This window comes from Kluyvera intermedia, from assembly GCF_021440345.1.
GTDB lineage: Bacteria > Pseudomonadota > Gammaproteobacteria > Enterobacterales > Enterobacteriaceae > Kluyvera > Kluyvera intermedia_A.
Genome location: NZ_JAKCNS010000041.1, coordinates 57,409 through 72,578, shown reverse-complemented (window position 1 = coordinate 72,578; position 15,170 = coordinate 57,409). Strand labels below are relative to the sequence as shown.

Genomic DNA, 15,170 nt, shown 5'->3' with positions numbered 1-15,170 from the left:
TTATTCCCCCGTAAAACCGTTATTGGCAATCACCGTTGAGAACCATTGCCCGGACTTTTTCAGCGAGCGCTGCTGGGTGGCTAAATCCAGACGATAGAAGCCATAGCGGTTTTTATAGGCGTTTTGCCATGACCAGCAGTCAATAAAGGTCCACATGTGGTAGCCCAGACAATTGCTGCCGTCGGCCATCGCCTTGTGGAGATAACTCAGGTGCTCTTTCAGGAATTCAATGCGGTAATCATCCTGCACCTGGCCGTTGACCATAAACTGCTCTTCATCCTGAATACCGATACCATTTTCTGACACGAACCACGGCAAATTGCCGTAACGCTCTTTCACCACCATCGCGATGTCATAAAGCGCGGCCGGGTAAATCTCAATGCCGCGCGAAGTATTCATACGGCGTCCCGGCATAATATATTCTTCAAAAAATCGCTCAGGCACAAAACCGTGCGGCTCATCGAGTGGTGTTTCCCGCGCTTTCACACGCCGTGGGCGGTAGTAATTAATCCCCAGCAGGTCGATTCGGGTATTGGCAATTAACGCGCAGTCCTCGGGTAACGATTCCGGCAGTTGATTGTGCTCTTGCAGAATATCGATAAGTTCCTGCGGATAGCGGCCCAGTAAAATAGGTTCGTTGATACTGCGGGTATAGAAAAGATCGGCCATCGCGGCAGCCTTGAGGTCTTCCGGCGTATCGCTGCGCGGATAGACCGGAATCACATCCATAATAATGCCGATCTGTCCGGCAAGATTCAGCTCACGCCACGCCGCCACGGCTTTACAGTGCGCCAGCACAATATGGTGCAACACCTGCGCCGCGCGCCGAAAATCGGTGACGTAAGGGTAATGGCGAGGGTGTAAATATCCGGCTTCGGCCGGTATTAACGGTTCATTGAAGGTAAACCAGTAGCGCACGCGGTCGCCAAATAGCTGGTAGCAAATCCGCGCGTAGCGGGCAAACGCCTCCACCACTTCACGATTCTCAAAGCCGCCCTTTTCCTGCAACGCCATCGGCATATCGAAGTGGTAGAGATTGATAAACGGCTCAATGCCCTGTGCGCATAATTCATCAATCACCGCATTATAGAACGTCACCGCCTGCGGATTGACTTCACCATCGCCATCAGGAATTAAGCGGGACCAGGAGAGCGAGGTGCGAAATGAATTCAGGCCAATGTCCTTTGCGCGCTGAATATCTTCCCGATAGTGCTGGTAAAACGTCGAGGTATCATCGGACGTGACACCCTGATAAAAGCGGTCGTTAAACTCATGTGAGGCGTGGTCCCAGATATTCTTACCTTTGCCATCGCCAGAAATATGTCCTTCGGACTGGGTGGCGCTGGTTGCGGTACCCCACCAGAAGTTATCAGGAAAATGATATTTCATAACCTGTCCTTATTGTGCTTTCGGTAATAAAGACAGCGCGTGATCCAGCACCTTATCGCCCTGCATTGAGCCATATTGCATCATATCGATGGCGGCAACAGGGACACCGTGAGGTGCAGCGGCGGTAGATAAACTCTGCAGCTGAAATTTCACCTGTGGGCCTAATAAAATAACATCAGCCTCTTCGACTATCTGCCCAAATTCAGAAACTGGAACGGCGGTAATTTCCACCGCAATATCGCGACTGGCGGCTGACTGTTTCATTCTTTCCACTAACATGCTGGTCGACATGCCTGCTGCGCAGCATAAAAAGATCTTTTTCATCATTTTCCCCTGACGTAATAAGCGTGGTATTCCGCGAGATGCGGCAGAATATATTTTGCGTAGTATGGTAGATAGCGGCAAGAGAGGGGCGACACAAAACCGAGTTATATCGCTGGTACTTTTATAGAGCAATATGAAATAAAATAATAAATACCAATGATAAACAAGATGATAGTGATGTTACTTTTAAAATAAGAAGTGTTATTTTTATTCGTTTTTATGTCCTGGCTCGCACTCTGAGCCGGATAACAGCACCGGCTCGGCAAAAGACAGCTAAAACGTTGCGGTGGATTAACAATGGCTCTGATTCAGCATCGCCATCAATTCCATCGGTGAACGGCGCTGTTTCAGCAGGTCGCGCATCGTTCGCATATGCGGTGCGCTGTAGGTGAAGAACTGGCGATAGCCGGCGCATAGCGCGCTCTTACCTGCGTCAAGGCGGTGCTTGGGGCAGTCGCCGTGGCAAAAACGGAGCACCGGACACTGAAGGCAGTCCTGGGTTAGTGTCGCTGATTTTTGCTGACCGAACGCGGTGGCCTCAGATCGCGCATTCAGCGTTTTGATGGTCTGCTGATGAATATTGCCCAGCCGGTATTTCGGGTCAACGTAGTGGTCGCACTGATATAAATCGCCGTTGGCCTCCAGCGCAAAAGCGTGGCCACAGTTTTCACTGAGTGCGCACATCTGTGAGGCATAGCCGCTCCAGATGCCCAGCGTCGAATCAAACAGTTGAACGTAGACCCGGCCAATATCTTCGCGCACCCAGACATCGAAGACACCGTTAAGGAACGCGCCCCACGCCTGCGCCGTCACCGACTCCGCGCTTAGCTCCCCGCGCTCATCGCGCTCAACCAGCGGGATAAACTGCAAAAATGGCGTCCCCAGGCCGCGCAGATAGCGATACAGACGCTGAGGGTGCTGGCTGTTAAGGCGGTTCACCACCACCAGCAGGTTGAACTCCACCTGATTCGTTACCAGCATGTCGATAGCGTTCATCACCTTGTGGTGCGTCGGCTTGCCGCTGCGGTTAACGCGGTAGGTATCGTGGAGATCGGCGGGGCCATCCAGCGAAAGTCCCACCAGCCAGCCATTGTCGTGAAAGAAGCGGCACCATGCTTCGTTCAACAAGATGCCGTTTGTCTGGAAAGCGTTGTGAATTTGCTTGTCGCCTGCGTACTGCTTTTGCAACACCAGCACGCGTTGGAAGAAGTCCAGACCACACAGAGTGGGCTCCCCACCCTGCCACGCAAAGGTGACTTCCGGCCCCGACTGCGCGGCAATATGCTGGCTAATAAAGACCTCCAGCGTGGCATCGTCCATCATCGGTTGTTGGGGTTTTTCAATGTAGAAACAGTAGCGGCAGTTGAGGTTACAGCGAGAGCTGGCCGGTTTGGCCATCACCTGACATCCCGTCATGCTAAATCCCTGATAAAAATAATAAGTTGGCGTATGTGGGTAATAGCAAACAATATTGCGAGGGATAACACCGCGAGGGAGATCATAAATTTGTCACGAACCGCGCGCGGTTGGACAAAATCATTTTGCGTCACGTCCATAACGTTACGATTGCGGGTGTATTGCCAGAGGATGGCAGCAACTATCGCCAGTACCGCCAATGAAACCCAGAACAGCGCCCCGGCCTGATGCCAATTGTGTTTTAACGCCAGCGCCATCAGTGCGCCGTAGCCAAGCAGCGTTCGAAGCCACGCCAGCGAGGTGCGTTCCGGCTGCAGCCCTGGGTCAGCCTGGCGTCGGGCTTTGCGGCTATCCGGCATAGAACACCAGTATCATCACCACCGCCGCGACTAGCGTGAGGATCAGGCTAATCACCAGCAAACTGCGGGTGTAAGGAAGATCCTCTTTCAGGCGCATCGCCTTTTCATTTCGCAGCCAGCGCAGGTAGCCGTAAATCGCCAGACCACCGGCAAAGAGACATAGCATCAGTGCTAACGCCTCACGGATAACCGGGGTCGCAAAATCTGGCGCCAGCTGATCGAGCCCAACGCCTGCCGCCAGGAAACCGAGCGAGGTACGAATCCAGGCTAAAAAAGTACGTTCGTTGGCCAGCGAAAAGCGGTAGTCCGGCGCTTCACCGAGGCGGGAAATTTTCATGACGATTCCTGTTATCCATAATGGTCAGCGGCTTAACATTATCGTAATTGCCTGTTTTTCGCCGCTGAGTTTTCCAAAAATCATACCGAAGGCGTAAGCATCAGAACTTCTGCTTTTTCTCCTCCACCTTCACGCCCTGCGTCGGCATTCCGGTGTCGTAATCGCGTACAACCGGCGAGTAGCCATCTTCTGGCCGAGGACGGAATGCGCCCATCCAGCGCGGCTTAGCGTTCTTACGCCACGGGCGCAGGCTCCACTGATAGGAACGAAACGGATCGCGAATGTGGTCCATATAATCCAACAGCGCATCATGCAGCCCGTCGCGGGTTTGCACATATCTCTCATCGTTTATCAGATTATGCATCTCGTCGGGGTCGTTGTGGCGATCGTAAAGCTCATCGCTGGTAAACAGATTCAGCACCAGCTTATAGCCATCAGTGACCCAGGCGCGCACCGGAATAAAGCCGCCAAAGCTGTCGTGTTCGATTTCATAACGGTTAAATTCCACCATCACACCGCGTTCTGGTGCCATCTGCAGCAGATTGCCGCCCGGTAAAATATCCGGTTTATCGATCCCCGCCAGCGCCATCATCGTCGGCAGTAAATCAATATGACTCACCGGCGTATCCACCTGCCGCGGTTTGCTTTGCGGCGGGCGCATAATCAGCGGGATACGGGTGATATCGTCATACATGGCCGCCCCTTTACTGATAAGCCGATGCGCGCCCATCATCTCACCGTGATCGGAGGTGTAGATAATCCAGGTATTTCCGCGCTGCTCGGGGGTGAGCGCATTCACCACCCGACCAATCTGGTCATCGACAAAGTCGTTGCAGGCAAAATACATCGGATGATGGTAGCGCCCATCTTCCCCCACCGGCGACGGCATGGCCTGCGCCCATAGCCGATGGTGCTCTGGTTTAGTGGCTAGCGTATCGTGGGCTTTTTCTCCCAACGGGTAGTAAAAGTCCTGATACTTCTCCAGGTACTCCACCGGACAGGTAAAGGGATGGTGCGGTTCGTCATAAGAAATCACCATCAGGAATGGCTCATCGCGCTGCGGCGCTTTAGCCAGATAATCAACGGCCCGATTGCTGATGCGATGCGCCCAGGTAAAGGTCTCATCAATGCCGTGCTGCTGTAAGTCTTCGATACAATTCAGACCATTGCGCCACAGGCCGATCTGCTCTTCACTCAGCTCGCTTAAATAGTTCGCGCCGTCGTACCAGTAATCCGCATCCCACTCGGCCGGACATTCACCGGTACCGAAATAGTCATGACCATCCAGATGCCACTTGCCAATAAAACAGGTGCGATAGCCGGCATCCTTAAAATAACGCCCCATGGTGGAAATATTTTTCCCCGGCGCGACGTTATTAGTCCACGGACCGGACTGGTTGGCATAAATACCGGTAAACAGCCCCGCGCGGGCGGGCGTACACACCGGCGAGCAGGTATAGGCGGAATTAAAGCGGATACCTTCGGCAGCCAGCGCATCAATATTTTGCGTATTCAGCGGTTTACCGCTGTAGCAGCCCACCATATTGGTAGCCTGGGTATCGGTCATAATGAACAGGAAATTCGGACGACTCATGATTCTTCCTTAGCGTCAGCAGAACAAGGTATCGGCGCGGAATGACGCTCCCGCCAGCCGCTGTAAATCAGATAAATAACCACGGCAGCAGTGATGCCGTAGCTGAGGAACATCAGCCAACGCGTTTGATAGCCACCAAACTGCGCCAACGCCGAATAAACGCCAATCATCGCAAACAGGATGCCAACAGAAGCAATCTTCACGTCTTTGTAGGGGGTCATGTCGACGGCAAAAGCATCCTGGAATTTAAACGGCGTGGCGCGCGGTTTGATGAGGCCAATAATCAGCATCACCACCACGTTGATGCAGAAAGTACAGGCCAGCACGTAGAGGAAATGGAAGTCGAACTTCACCAGATAGTTAATGGTGATGTAGCTGACAATCCCGAGGCCCATCGCCACTTTAGCGGCAATCGCCGGGATGCGAGGGAAGAAAAAGCCCATGATGATAATGGTGACCAGCGGAACGTTATAAATCCCGTTGAGCTGCTTCATCCAGCTGTATAAACCCTGTGGCGCGTTGGCTATCCAGGGAGCAACCAGCACCGACACCAGCGCAATAAACAGACCGAACTTACGGCCCACGCGCACCAGCTGCGACGGTTCGGCATATTCGTTTATCAGGCGACGATAGATACCCATACTAAACAGGGTACTGGCGCTGTTGAGAAAACCATTGAAGGTGCTGATCACCGCACCAAAAAGCACCGCACCGAAAAAGCCGACCAGCGGCAACGGCATTACCTTGTTGACCAGCGTAGGGTACGCCATGTCAGCACTGGGTAAATCCTGATAAAGATGGAACGCAATCAGCCCCGGTAGAACCAGAATCAGCGGATCGAGCATCTTCAGTACTGCCGTCAGCAGCGCCCCTTTCTGCCCTTCAGCCAGACTTTTAGACGCCAGCGTGCGCTGGACAATGCCCTGGTTAGTACACCAGTAGAACGTATTCACCAGAATCAGGCCGGTAAACGCCGCACCAATAGGAAGCGGGTCGCTGCTACCGCCAATAGAGTTGAGCTTGTCCGCATGCACGGTCGTTAATTGCTTAATTCCTTGCAGAAAGCTGCCGTTGCCCATCGCCATCAGGCCAAATACCGGTACCATCAGCCCGCCGATTACCAGCCCAATACCGTTGATGGCATCCGCAACCGCCATCGCCCGCAGGCCGCCAATCACCGCATACATAATTCCGGCGATACCTAACAAAATCACCAATAGCCAAACAGCCGCGCCCTGGGTAATCCCGAGCGATTCGCCAACATGAAACAGGCTGTTCAACGCCAACGCACCGGAGTAGAGAACGATAGGTAAAAAGCAGATCCCAGTGGCGATAAGAAAACAGAAGTCGATGATAATACGGGTCGTTTTATCATAACGTTCTTCAAGAAAATCGGGGATAGTGGCAATTCCACGCTTCAGATAGCGCGGCAGGAAGATTAGCGCCAGGAAAATCAGCGTGATGGCGGAGGTGACTTCCCAGCCCATCACCGACATGCCGCTTTTATAGGCCTGCCCGGATAACCCCACCAACTGCTCGGTTGAGAGATTGGTTAACATCAGCGAAGCGGCAATGATCGGCGCTTTCAGCGAGCGGCCCGCGAGAAAATAACCTTGCTGCGATCCCGTATCCACTTTACGCACTTTCCACCAGGTGATTACCGCCACCAGCAGCGTAAAGCCAACAAAACTCACTATTTGTATCATATTCATCTTGTAGCCCTTTCATTATATCCCGATGCTACACAGGTCAGAGGAATAGCGTTTATTTCGGGTTAAGGCGATGAGATTCATAAAATAAGAAGCAATGTGTCCCTGAGCGATTCTTTTTTTGCTAAATTCCACATCTCAGGTTGCTGGCATCATTTGCCGAAGGGAAATTAAAATGAATGGAAAAACGCACATTTCGCATGTAAAAAACGAAACCACGTATAATATTCCGTTAGTTCTGGAAGAAAATGTGATCTCAAGCGGAATTTCCCTGATCTCGCTTTGGCATACCCTGGCCGATGAGAGCTACCGCGTAAGCTGGCCGCGCGATAAGAAAAAACCGCTTATCGCCAACTCCTGGGTGGCGATATACACCTTACAAGGGTGCGGAAAAATATATCTCAAAGACAACTCGGAAATCACCCTCAACGGAAATTGCATTATATTTATTAAACCAATCGAAATAAAATCCTATCATTGCGTTGGTTTGATCTGGGAGCAATACTGGATGGAGTTTGTCCCAACGACCTTAATGCCCATCCCAATATTACAGCCAGGCATTATCTACAATGGTGATGTATATAATAAAGAAATGAATGAAGTCGCAACGCTTATCACCAGTCACGATCCTTTGAAAAATAATCTGGCGGTTGCCTACTTAACAAAAATTATTTATCAGTGGATTTGCCTTATTGCTGAAAATGGCAATAAAGATCGGCAATTGATTAAGCTGGAACAGCTTATCGCAACCTTGCACGCCAACCCGCAGCAACGCTGGAGCGTCGCCGATATGGCAAAAATGATGCAGTGCAGCGAACCCTGGCTGCGTCGGTTATTTTTACGTTATACCGGGAAAACCCCTAAAGAGTATTACCTGGATGCCCAGCTCAATTTAGCGCAATCGTTATTAAAACAGGAGGGTAACTCGGTGAGTCAGGTGGCGGGAATGCTTAACTTTTTTGATTCTTTTCACTTCAGCAAAGCGTTTAAGCGTAAGTTTGGCTATGCCCCTTCTGCGGTGTTGAAAATAGGCGACCGGCACCCAGTGGATGCCGGTCAGAAAAGTTAGTGCAGCTCAGGCCAGTAATCCTTATTGGCCTCAATCAGGTCATCCAGAATCGCTTTCGCAACCGACGCGCTTGGCACGGTCTTCGACAGCGCAATGGCCTGCCACAGCTTGTGGTAAGAGCGGTGTTCCCACGCATCCACTACCAGTTTCTCCACTGCCACCTGCTGGCCCATCATCCCTTTCTGGAAGTTCGGAATGTCGCCTACCGTCAGCGGCTCTGGTCCGTTGTGGCCCACCAGGCATGGGATCTCAACCATCGCGTCGGCATCAAAGTTATGAATCGCGCCGTTGTTTGGCACAATCAGCAGCATGCGTTCCTGGGTGTTGAAGGCAATCGCCGCAGCCAGATCGACGATGTAGGAAGCATGCTCATCGATTTCCAGATCGCCCGCTGAAGATTTACCGGCTTCGATAATCGCCCGACAGGCGCTGAATACGTTTTTCTCGCGGTGATCCATCACTTCATTGGCACGCGTGCGCTCTGGGTTGGAGTGTGCGACCACGTAGTCCGGGAATAGATAATATTTCAGGTAGGTGTTCGGCATAGTATCCGGATCCAGCGCCTGTACATCTTTTGCCTTGGCAAAAGTATCGTTCCAGCTGGCTTCCGTATGCGGGTCGTTAGATGGCGGCACATAGCCATATTTAGCGACATGTTCGCGTAACTTAGGCATCAAGTCATTGCCCTGGAGATCTTCAATGGAAGTCCACCAGCCAAAGTGGTTCAACCCGTAGTAGCGCACGCGCATCTGTTTGCGGTCCTGTAGACCCACAATTTGCGCCATACGCCCTTCAATGCCGATGGGCATGTCGCAGATATTGAGGATTTTCGCATTCGGACGCAGACGGTGGGTCGCTTCCGCCACGATTGCCGCCGGGTTGGAGTAGTTCAGCATCCAGGCGTTCGGTGAATATTTTTCCATATAATCCACCAGCTCCAGTACACCGCCAATCGAGCGCATACCGTAGGCAATCCCGCCCGGTCCACAGGTTTCCTGGCCCAGCACGCCGTGGCGCAGCGGAATTTTTTCATCTTTTTCACGCATCGGATATTTGCCGACGCGGATATGCGCCATCACGAAATCCACGTCGGTGAATGCCGTTTTCGGGTCCGTGGTGTAGCTAAACTCAATCTCCGGTGCCTGCTCTTTCATGATGACCTTGCACGCTTCGGCAATGGTCTCCTGACGCGCGCCGTCGTTGTCATAAAATTTCAGCGACCGCAGTGGGAACCGGTCCTGGTTTGCCAACAGCATTAAAACGATACCTGGAGTGAATGTGCTGCCGCCGCCTGCGATAACAACTGAGAATTTTTTCATGATACTGCCTCCGTCATGGTGGTTTGTTCGGTCGGTAGAGAATGTTTCATTAAGCTTTCCAACTGGTCGCGAACCTGCGGAACGTGCAGCCCAACAATGACCTGTATGCCATTGCCGCGTCGCACGACGCCGTGTGCGCCCAGTGCTTTAAAGACGTCGTCATTTTCGGTCTTTGCCATATCCACCAGCGCGATGCGCAGCCGGGTGGCGCAGTTATTAACGCTCTCAATATTGCTGGCTCCACCCAGCGCCTGCAGGATGCCTGCGGCCTGGCTCGGTTTCGCACCCGCAGCGCCTTCGGCGGTGGTTTTGCCACGTGAGGCCTGATAATCCGCTTTGCTGTAGAGTTTGATTTCGCTGTCCTCGCGGCCCGGCGTTTTCAGGTTGAATCGCAGGATCAGCGCGCGGAAGACCACGAAGTAGAGCGCGGTGAAGCACACCCCGATGCCTATCTGGATGAACATCATTGAGGCGTGGTTGTGGAACATCGGTATCCAGTTTTGCGGCAGGAACTGATCCAACAGGCCGCCGCCAAAATTCCCCACCACGCCGCCCATATACATCACCGTGGCCATCGTCGCTGCCAGCACCGCATGGATGGCAAACAGCATTGGGGAGATAAACAGGAAGGTGAATTCCAGCGGCTCGGTTATGCCGACTAGCACCGCCGTCAGGGTGGCAGGAATGAGCAGACCCGCGACTTTGACCCGGTTTTCCGGCGCGGCGGTGAAGTACAGCGCTAACGCGATCCCCACGGAGCCAAACACTTTAGAGTTACCGTGCAGGGCAAATCCGCCTTCCGGGAACAGTGTTTTCAGTGGTTCAGTACTTTGGCTGAATGCGTGTAAATGCTCCGCCCAATAAACCTGAATCCCACCTTCAACCGCCGCTGGGCCAAAGATGAACGGGCCATAGACAAAGTGGTGCAAGCCGGTTGGAATCAAAATACGTTCGAGGAAGGTGTAAACCCAGACGCCCAGCGCTCCGGCGCCGCGTAAGAATGTCTGGAGAGATTCGATACCCATCTGTACTTTCGGCCAGCCAAGCAGCGTCAGCCAGGCGCAAGGGATCATGGCCAGGAACGCCACAATTACGACGAATGAAGAGCCCTGGAATATCCCAAGAAATACCGGGAGCGGTTTGTCGAAATAACGGTTATGCAGGGCCGTCACCAGACCAGAAATCACGATAGCACCGATGATGCTGGTATCGAGCGTCTTAATTCCGGCAATCATCGCCAGGCCACTGCCTGTCGTTGGATCGGCAGAGAAGTCGACGCCAAAGAAGTGGCCCCAGGTCATCCCCATTGCATTAATAAAGTAGTTCCAGGTGAGGAAGCTGACCAGAGCGGCCAGACAGGCTCTGCCTTGCGCTTGTTTTGCCAGGCCAATCGGCAGGCCGACGGCAAAAATCAGCGGCATATTACGGAATACCGTCCAGCCGCCCTCTTCAATAATGTGAACAATCTGAGCGAATAAACTATCGGAAGCGGTGAGCGCTTCACCAACGAACAGCGGGTTGCGCAGCATAATGGCAATACCCACCACGATCCCAGCAAATGGAAACAGTAAAACTGGGGTAAACATTGCGCCGCCAAAGCGTTGTATTTGACTGAGCATTTGAGAATCCTCATTTAACAACTCGTAGGGTGAGTGGCCTTATTTATCTTTATCTCCGGCCTGATACGAGAATAGGAATTTGCCCGTCCAACAACATGTTATGGCGTTGCGATTCGTGATCGCATTCATGGTTTTAATTAGTGCAATGTTGTCTACTTTTTAGATAGAAAATAGACATGCATAAAATCACTTTTTTTACACTTGCAAGAAAGGCTGCGTACTAAGCTGTAATTAGTTAGTTTTAAATAAGAAACGGCGGTTCAATAATTCCCCTTGTGAAGCGATAAGAGGTCTAGTTGTGATCTACAAATCCATTGCCGATAGATTGCGTTTGCGGCTGAATTCATCCGATTTCAATATTGGTAGCCCGTTACCGGGTGAGAAAAAGCTGGCAGAAGAGTTTGGCGTAGCGCGCATGACCATCCGTAAAGCCATCGTTCTGCTGATTGAATGGGGGCTGGTGGTCAGAAAGCACGGCAGCGGCACCTACGTGGCGCACAAGGATATTCATCACGAAACCACTAACCTGACCGGGTTAGCGGAAGTGCTGCGCCAACAAGGCAAAGAGGTGGTCAGCAAGGTGCTGGTGTTTGAAATGATGCCCGCCCCGCCGGCTATCGCCAGCCAACTAAGAATTCAGATTAACGAACGGATCTACTTCTCGCGCCGGGTGCGCTATGTGGACGGCAAGCCGCTGATGCTGGAAGACAGCTATATGCCGGTGAAACTGTTCCGCACGCTGTCGCTGGTGCATCTGGAAGGGTCTAAATTTGATTACATTGAGAAAGAGTGCGGCATCACCATCAGCGGCAACTATGAAAGCCTGACGCCGGTGCTGGCGGACAAACAGCTGGCGATGTCGATGAATCTGCCGGAGCAAACGCCGCTGCTGCGCATTACGTCCCTTTCCTACAGCGACAGCGGCGAATTTCTTAACTACTCCGTGATGTTCCGTAACGCCAGCGAATACCAGGTGGATTACCACCTACGCCGCGTCCAGACCGTTAGCCCATCCCCCAAAACAGTACCGCCAGAAGCTGGGGCGTGATGATGCGTAAAAACATCACTAGCGGATAAACCGTGGCGTACGAGAGCGCAGCCGCGCCGCTGGTCGCATGCAGGTTGTTAGCGAAGGCCAGCGCCGGGGGGTCGGTCATCGAACCGGCCAACATGCCGCACAGCGTCAGGTAGTTCATCTTCGCAAAGATTCGCGCCAGAATCCCCACCGTCAGCAGCGGAATACCGGTAATAAAAATACCGTAACCAATCCAGCTGAGCCCTTCACCGTGCAGCAGGGTTTCCACAAAATCACCGCCGGACTTCAGCCCCACAACAGACAGGAACAGCACAATCCCCAGCTCGCGCAATGCCAGGTTGGCGCTCGGCGGCATGAACCAGTAAAGCTTACCGATACTGCCAATTCGCCCAAGAATCAGCGCCATAATCAGCGGCCCACCGGCCAGCCCCAGCTTCAGCGCCACCGGGAAGCCAGGAATAAACAGCGGAATGGAGCCCAACAGCACACCCAGACCGATCCCGATAAACACCGGCAGCATCTGAACCTGCTGGAGTTTCTGCTGCGCGTTACCGAGATCGGACGCTACGGCTTCAATCGCCGCCGGGCGACCGACCAGGTTCAGAATGTCACCAAACTGCAGGCTGGCATTGCTGCTGGCCACCAGCTCAACCCCGGCGCGGTTTAGGCGGGAGATCACCACGTCATAGCGCTGCTTATAGTGCAGATCGCGGATTTTCTTGCCTAATACCTTCTCGTTGGTCACCACAACCCTTTCAACTTTCATATCCGTACCGCGCGTCGACAGCGAGGTTTCCACCTCCTTGCCGATGACCAGCTGCGCGTTATGCAGATCCGCCGCCTCGCCAACCAGGTGCAGCAGATCGCCGGTTTCGATAATCGTGGTAGGCGATGGCACCATCAGGGTTTCGCCCCGTTTCAGACGCGAACAGATAATTTTATCGCTGTTAATCACCGGCACGTCCTGAATCGCCATGCGGTTCAGGTTGGGGTTTTCAACGCGGATATTGATGGTTTTAAGATGCGAATGCCCGGAGCCCGCCTGCTCATCGAACTGCTGAGCCTCTTTTTCAACGTTGATACGAAAGAACAGGCGTACCAGCCACATGGTAAGCAAAATACCGCAGATACCAAATGGATAGGCCATGGCATAGCTCATGCCCATTTGGTCGACCACGTTGAATGGCTCACCGAGATCGCGCAGGATTTGCTGTCCGGCCCCCAGCGCTGGCGTATTAGTCACCGCACCGGAGAAAATACCCAGCACCACCGGAAGCGGGATAGCGAAGATTTTATGCAGCAGCGTAGTGACCAGGCCGCCGAGAATCACAATCAGAATGGCGAACAGATTTAAGCGTAGGCCAGAGACCCGCAGCGAGGCGAAGAACCCCGGCCCCACCTGGATGCCGATGGTGTAGACGAACAGAATCAGGCCGAACTCCTGAATAAAGTGCAGCATCGGGCTGCTCAGGGTAATACCCGCCTGATCGACAAAGTGGCCAACGATGATCCCACCAAACAGCACGCCACCGATGCCAAAGCCAATACCGCAGATTTTGATGTTACCAATCCACAGCCCTACGACTGCAACTAGCGCCAGAACGCTAACCGTCAATGCTATATCACTCATCGTCTTTTCCCTGTGAATAACATTATTAACATCAGGGATTATGACCGAAGGATTGGGGGATTGTATGCAGTGCGGCGCACAATAATCGGTAATAGAAACGGCAGGGAACAGAGACAAAAAAGCCCCGAAAATCGGGGCTTTTTTAGCTAATGACGGTTAGCTATTCAGCGCGGGGCGCTCGCTAATGGCGATACGCTGCGGCGCGATGGCTTCCGGCACATTGCGAGTCAAATCGATATGCAGCAGACCGTTGGTGTAGGTCGCACCGGTGACTTCCATATTTTCAGCCAGAGTAAAGCTCAGGCTAAAGGCCTGTGTGACCAGCCCCTGATGGAGCCATTGGGTCTCTTTTTCCTGCGGCTGCGGCGTACCTTTGACGGTCAGGCGCGTACCTTCAAGCTGAACATCCAGATCTTCCTGACGGAACCCGGCTAGCGCGAGGGTAATGCGATAGTGGTTATCGTCACTTTTTTCGATGTTGTACGGAGGGAAGCTCTGGCTTTCGGTGGTGCTTTGCAGCGCGTTTGCCAGTTTGTCAAAACCGATCCATTGACGCAGCAGTGGGGATAAATCGTAGTTACGCATTGTGTTTCTCCTTCTAAGAAGCGAGTAAGTACCTTTCGGCTCCCTGACGGCAAGCCTACTGATGATTAACCTGGGCCGCGCGAGCGGCCCGGCAGAATTAGTTAATTTCGATACGGCGCGGCTTGTTCGCTTCTGGAATCACGCGTTCCAGTTCGATATACAGCAGGCCGTTGACCAGATTAGCGCCACGCACGTGGATGTTTTCCGCTAACTGGAATTTGCGTTCAAAGTTGCGCTCGGCAATACCTTGATAGAGATAGGTGCGTTCTTTTTGGTCCGCCTCATGAGCGCCTTTCACCACCAGCACGTTATCCTGCGCGGTAATTTCCAGTTCGCTTTCCGCAAAACCGGCCACGGCAATCGCAATGCGATAGTGGTTTTCATCGACCAGCCCGACGTTGTACGGAGGGTAGCCACCGTTACTTTGTGTTTGATTGTTTTCTAACAGGTTGAACAGGCGGTCAAAACCAATGGCAGAACGGTACAGCGGAGATAAGTCAAAGTTACGCATAATCAAATAGCTCCTGAAAATCAGCGAGAAATTAAAAACCTTCCATCATGGACAGGTCATTGAAGCCCGAACACCCCGCAGGCATGTTCTCTTTGGCTACACCTATAAAATGAGGGGTAAGGAATCTTTTTCAAGACCTCTTGTCTGACTTTTTTTGCACTTTCTCTGATAAGGCTTACACTGGTCAGAGCACAAAAGGCCAAAGTGCGACAGCCGCCACAGAGCGGCGAGCCAGGGCTTTCTATTTTGGCAACGGGTGGCTATAACCCGGAG

Annotated in this window: 14 protein-coding genes and 1 other annotated feature; of the genes, 2 read left to right on the top strand and 12 right to left on the bottom strand. The window is 52.6% G+C overall.

The genetic code is table 11. The features are described from left to right. From LZ634_RS12645 to LZ634_RS12615, 7 genes are all read right to left on the bottom strand, one after another. Entirely contained in the window at nucleotides 1-1,389 is a 1,389-nt protein-coding gene (locus LZ634_RS12645; protein ID WP_234505535.1) for a glycoside hydrolase family 1 protein, read from the bottom strand. Nucleotides 1,390-1,398: 9 nt separating this feature from the next. Then, the gene (locus LZ634_RS12640; RefSeq protein ID WP_234505532.1) at nucleotides 1,399-1,713 is read right to left on the bottom strand and encodes a PTS sugar transporter subunit IIB; all 315 of its coding nucleotides are present in this window, start codon (nucleotides 1,711-1,713) and stop codon (nucleotides 1,399-1,401) included. Between the two features lie 291 nt (nucleotides 1,714-2,004). Then, a complete protein-coding gene (locus LZ634_RS12635) occupies nucleotides 2,005-3,129 on the bottom strand; it encodes an anaerobic sulfatase maturase (protein ID WP_234505529.1) in 1,125 nt (374 codons plus the stop codon). Further along, on the bottom strand, nucleotides 3,126-3,488 hold the full coding sequence (locus tag LZ634_RS12630) for a DUF202 domain-containing protein (RefSeq protein WP_234505526.1): 363 nt from the start codon (nucleotides 3,486-3,488) through the stop codon (nucleotides 3,126-3,128). The genes LZ634_RS12635 and LZ634_RS12630 overlap by 4 nt, the downstream gene beginning before the upstream one ends. Further along, on the bottom strand, nucleotides 3,478-3,825 hold the full coding sequence (locus tag LZ634_RS12625; protein ID WP_061280453.1) for a YidH family protein: 348 nt from the start codon (nucleotides 3,823-3,825) through the stop codon (nucleotides 3,478-3,480). Before LZ634_RS12625 ends, LZ634_RS12630 begins: the two co-directional genes overlap by 11 nt. 100 nt (nucleotides 3,826-3,925) lie before the next feature. Next, nucleotides 3,926-5,419, bottom strand: a complete 1,494-nt coding sequence (locus LZ634_RS12620) for a sulfatase-like hydrolase/transferase (protein WP_234505523.1) — start codon at nucleotides 5,417-5,419, stop codon at nucleotides 3,926-3,928. Further along, nucleotides 5,416-7,131 (bottom strand): solute:sodium symporter family transporter, encoded by a 1,716-nt coding sequence (locus LZ634_RS12615; RefSeq protein ID WP_234505519.1) that lies wholly within the window; start codon nucleotides 7,129-7,131, stop codon nucleotides 5,416-5,418. The genes LZ634_RS12620 and LZ634_RS12615 overlap by 4 nt, the downstream gene beginning before the upstream one ends. Before the next feature lie 172 nt (nucleotides 7,132-7,303). Between LZ634_RS12615 and LZ634_RS12610 the strand changes: the two genes are divergently transcribed. Beyond that, nucleotides 7,304-8,197, top strand: a complete 894-nt coding sequence (locus LZ634_RS12610) for a helix-turn-helix transcriptional regulator (protein WP_234505517.1) — start codon at nucleotides 7,304-7,306, stop codon at nucleotides 8,195-8,197. Here LZ634_RS12610 and LZ634_RS12605 read toward each other — a convergent pair. Both LZ634_RS12605 and LZ634_RS12600 read right to left on the bottom strand, forming a co-directional pair. Then, nucleotides 8,194-9,516, bottom strand: coding sequence for a 6-phospho-alpha-glucosidase (locus LZ634_RS12605; RefSeq protein WP_234505514.1), 1,323 nt, complete (start codon nucleotides 9,514-9,516; stop codon nucleotides 8,194-8,196). The genes LZ634_RS12610 and LZ634_RS12605 overlap by 4 nt on opposite strands. Next, complete coding sequence (locus LZ634_RS12600; RefSeq protein ID WP_234505511.1) at nucleotides 9,513-11,135, bottom strand: alpha-glucoside-specific PTS transporter subunit IIBC; 1,623 nt, start codon at nucleotides 11,133-11,135, stop codon at nucleotides 9,513-9,515. Before LZ634_RS12600 ends, LZ634_RS12605 begins: the two co-directional genes overlap by 4 nt. 298 nt (nucleotides 11,136-11,433) lie before the next feature. Between LZ634_RS12600 and LZ634_RS12595 the strand changes: the two genes are divergently transcribed. Then, nucleotides 11,434-12,183, top strand: a complete 750-nt coding sequence (locus LZ634_RS12595) for a GntR family transcriptional regulator (RefSeq protein WP_234505509.1) — start codon at nucleotides 11,434-11,436, stop codon at nucleotides 12,181-12,183. Here the strand turns inward: LZ634_RS12595 and LZ634_RS12590 are convergent. From LZ634_RS12590 to ibpA, 3 genes are all read right to left on the bottom strand, one after another. Beyond that, nucleotides 12,140-13,801, bottom strand: coding sequence for a putative transporter (locus LZ634_RS12590; protein ID WP_234505506.1), 1,662 nt, complete (start codon nucleotides 13,799-13,801; stop codon nucleotides 12,140-12,142). The genes LZ634_RS12595 and LZ634_RS12590 overlap by 44 nt on opposite strands. 156 nt (nucleotides 13,802-13,957) lie before the next feature. Further along, nucleotides 13,958-14,386, bottom strand: a complete 429-nt coding sequence (gene ibpB / locus LZ634_RS12585) for a small heat shock chaperone IbpB (RefSeq protein ID WP_234505503.1) — start codon at nucleotides 14,384-14,386, stop codon at nucleotides 13,958-13,960. Between the two features lie 97 nt (nucleotides 14,387-14,483). Further along, entirely contained in the window at nucleotides 14,484-14,897 is a 414-nt protein-coding gene (gene ibpA / locus LZ634_RS12580) for a small heat shock chaperone IbpA (protein ID WP_234505500.1), read from the bottom strand. After that, nucleotides 14,891-14,967, bottom strand: a sequence feature (ROSE (Repression Of Heat Shock gene Expression) occurs in the 5'-region of heat shock genes and acts as an RNA thermometer to modulate expression.). (Overlaps the previous gene by 7 nt.) Between the last annotated feature and the right edge of the window lie 203 nt (nucleotides 14,968-15,170).

Coding starts and splice junctions, on each gene's coding strand:
- LZ634_RS12640 (WP_234505532.1), bottom strand. CDS start 1,713: ATGAAAAAGATCTTTTTATGCTGCGCAGCAGGCATGTCGACCAGCATG.
- LZ634_RS12605 (WP_234505514.1), bottom strand. CDS start 9,516: ATGAAAAAATTCTCAGTTGTTATCGCAGGCGGCGGCAGCACATTCACT.
- ibpA (WP_234505500.1), bottom strand. CDS start 14,897: ATGCGTAACTTTGACTTATCTCCGCTGTACCGTTCTGCCATTGGTTTT.
- LZ634_RS12610 (WP_234505517.1), top strand. CDS start 7,304: ATGAATGGAAAAACGCACATTTCGCATGTAAAAAACGAAACCACGTAT.
- LZ634_RS12615 (WP_234505519.1), bottom strand. CDS start 7,131: ATGAATATGATACAAATAGTGAGTTTTGTTGGCTTTACGCTGCTGGTG.
- LZ634_RS12590 (WP_234505506.1), bottom strand. CDS start 13,801: ATGAGTGATATAGCATTGACGGTTAGCGTTCTGGCGCTAGTTGCAGTC.
- LZ634_RS12600 (WP_234505511.1), bottom strand. CDS start 11,135: ATGCTCAGTCAAATACAACGCTTTGGCGGCGCAATGTTTACCCCAGTT.
- LZ634_RS12630 (WP_234505526.1), bottom strand. CDS start 3,488: ATGCCGGATAGCCGCAAAGCCCGACGCCAGGCTGACCCAGGGCTGCAG.
- LZ634_RS12645 (WP_234505535.1), bottom strand. CDS start 1,389: ATGAAATATCATTTTCCTGATAACTTCTGGTGGGGTACCGCAACCAGC.
- ibpB (WP_234505503.1), bottom strand. CDS start 14,386: ATGCGTAACTACGATTTATCCCCACTGCTGCGTCAATGGATCGGTTTT.
- LZ634_RS12625 (WP_061280453.1), bottom strand. CDS start 3,825: ATGAAAATTTCCCGCCTCGGTGAAGCGCCGGACTACCGCTTTTCGCTG.
- LZ634_RS12620 (WP_234505523.1), bottom strand. CDS start 5,419: ATGAGTCGTCCGAATTTCCTGTTCATTATGACCGATACCCAGGCTACC.
- LZ634_RS12635 (WP_234505529.1), bottom strand. CDS start 3,129: ATGACGGGATGTCAGGTGATGGCCAAACCGGCCAGCTCTCGCTGTAAC.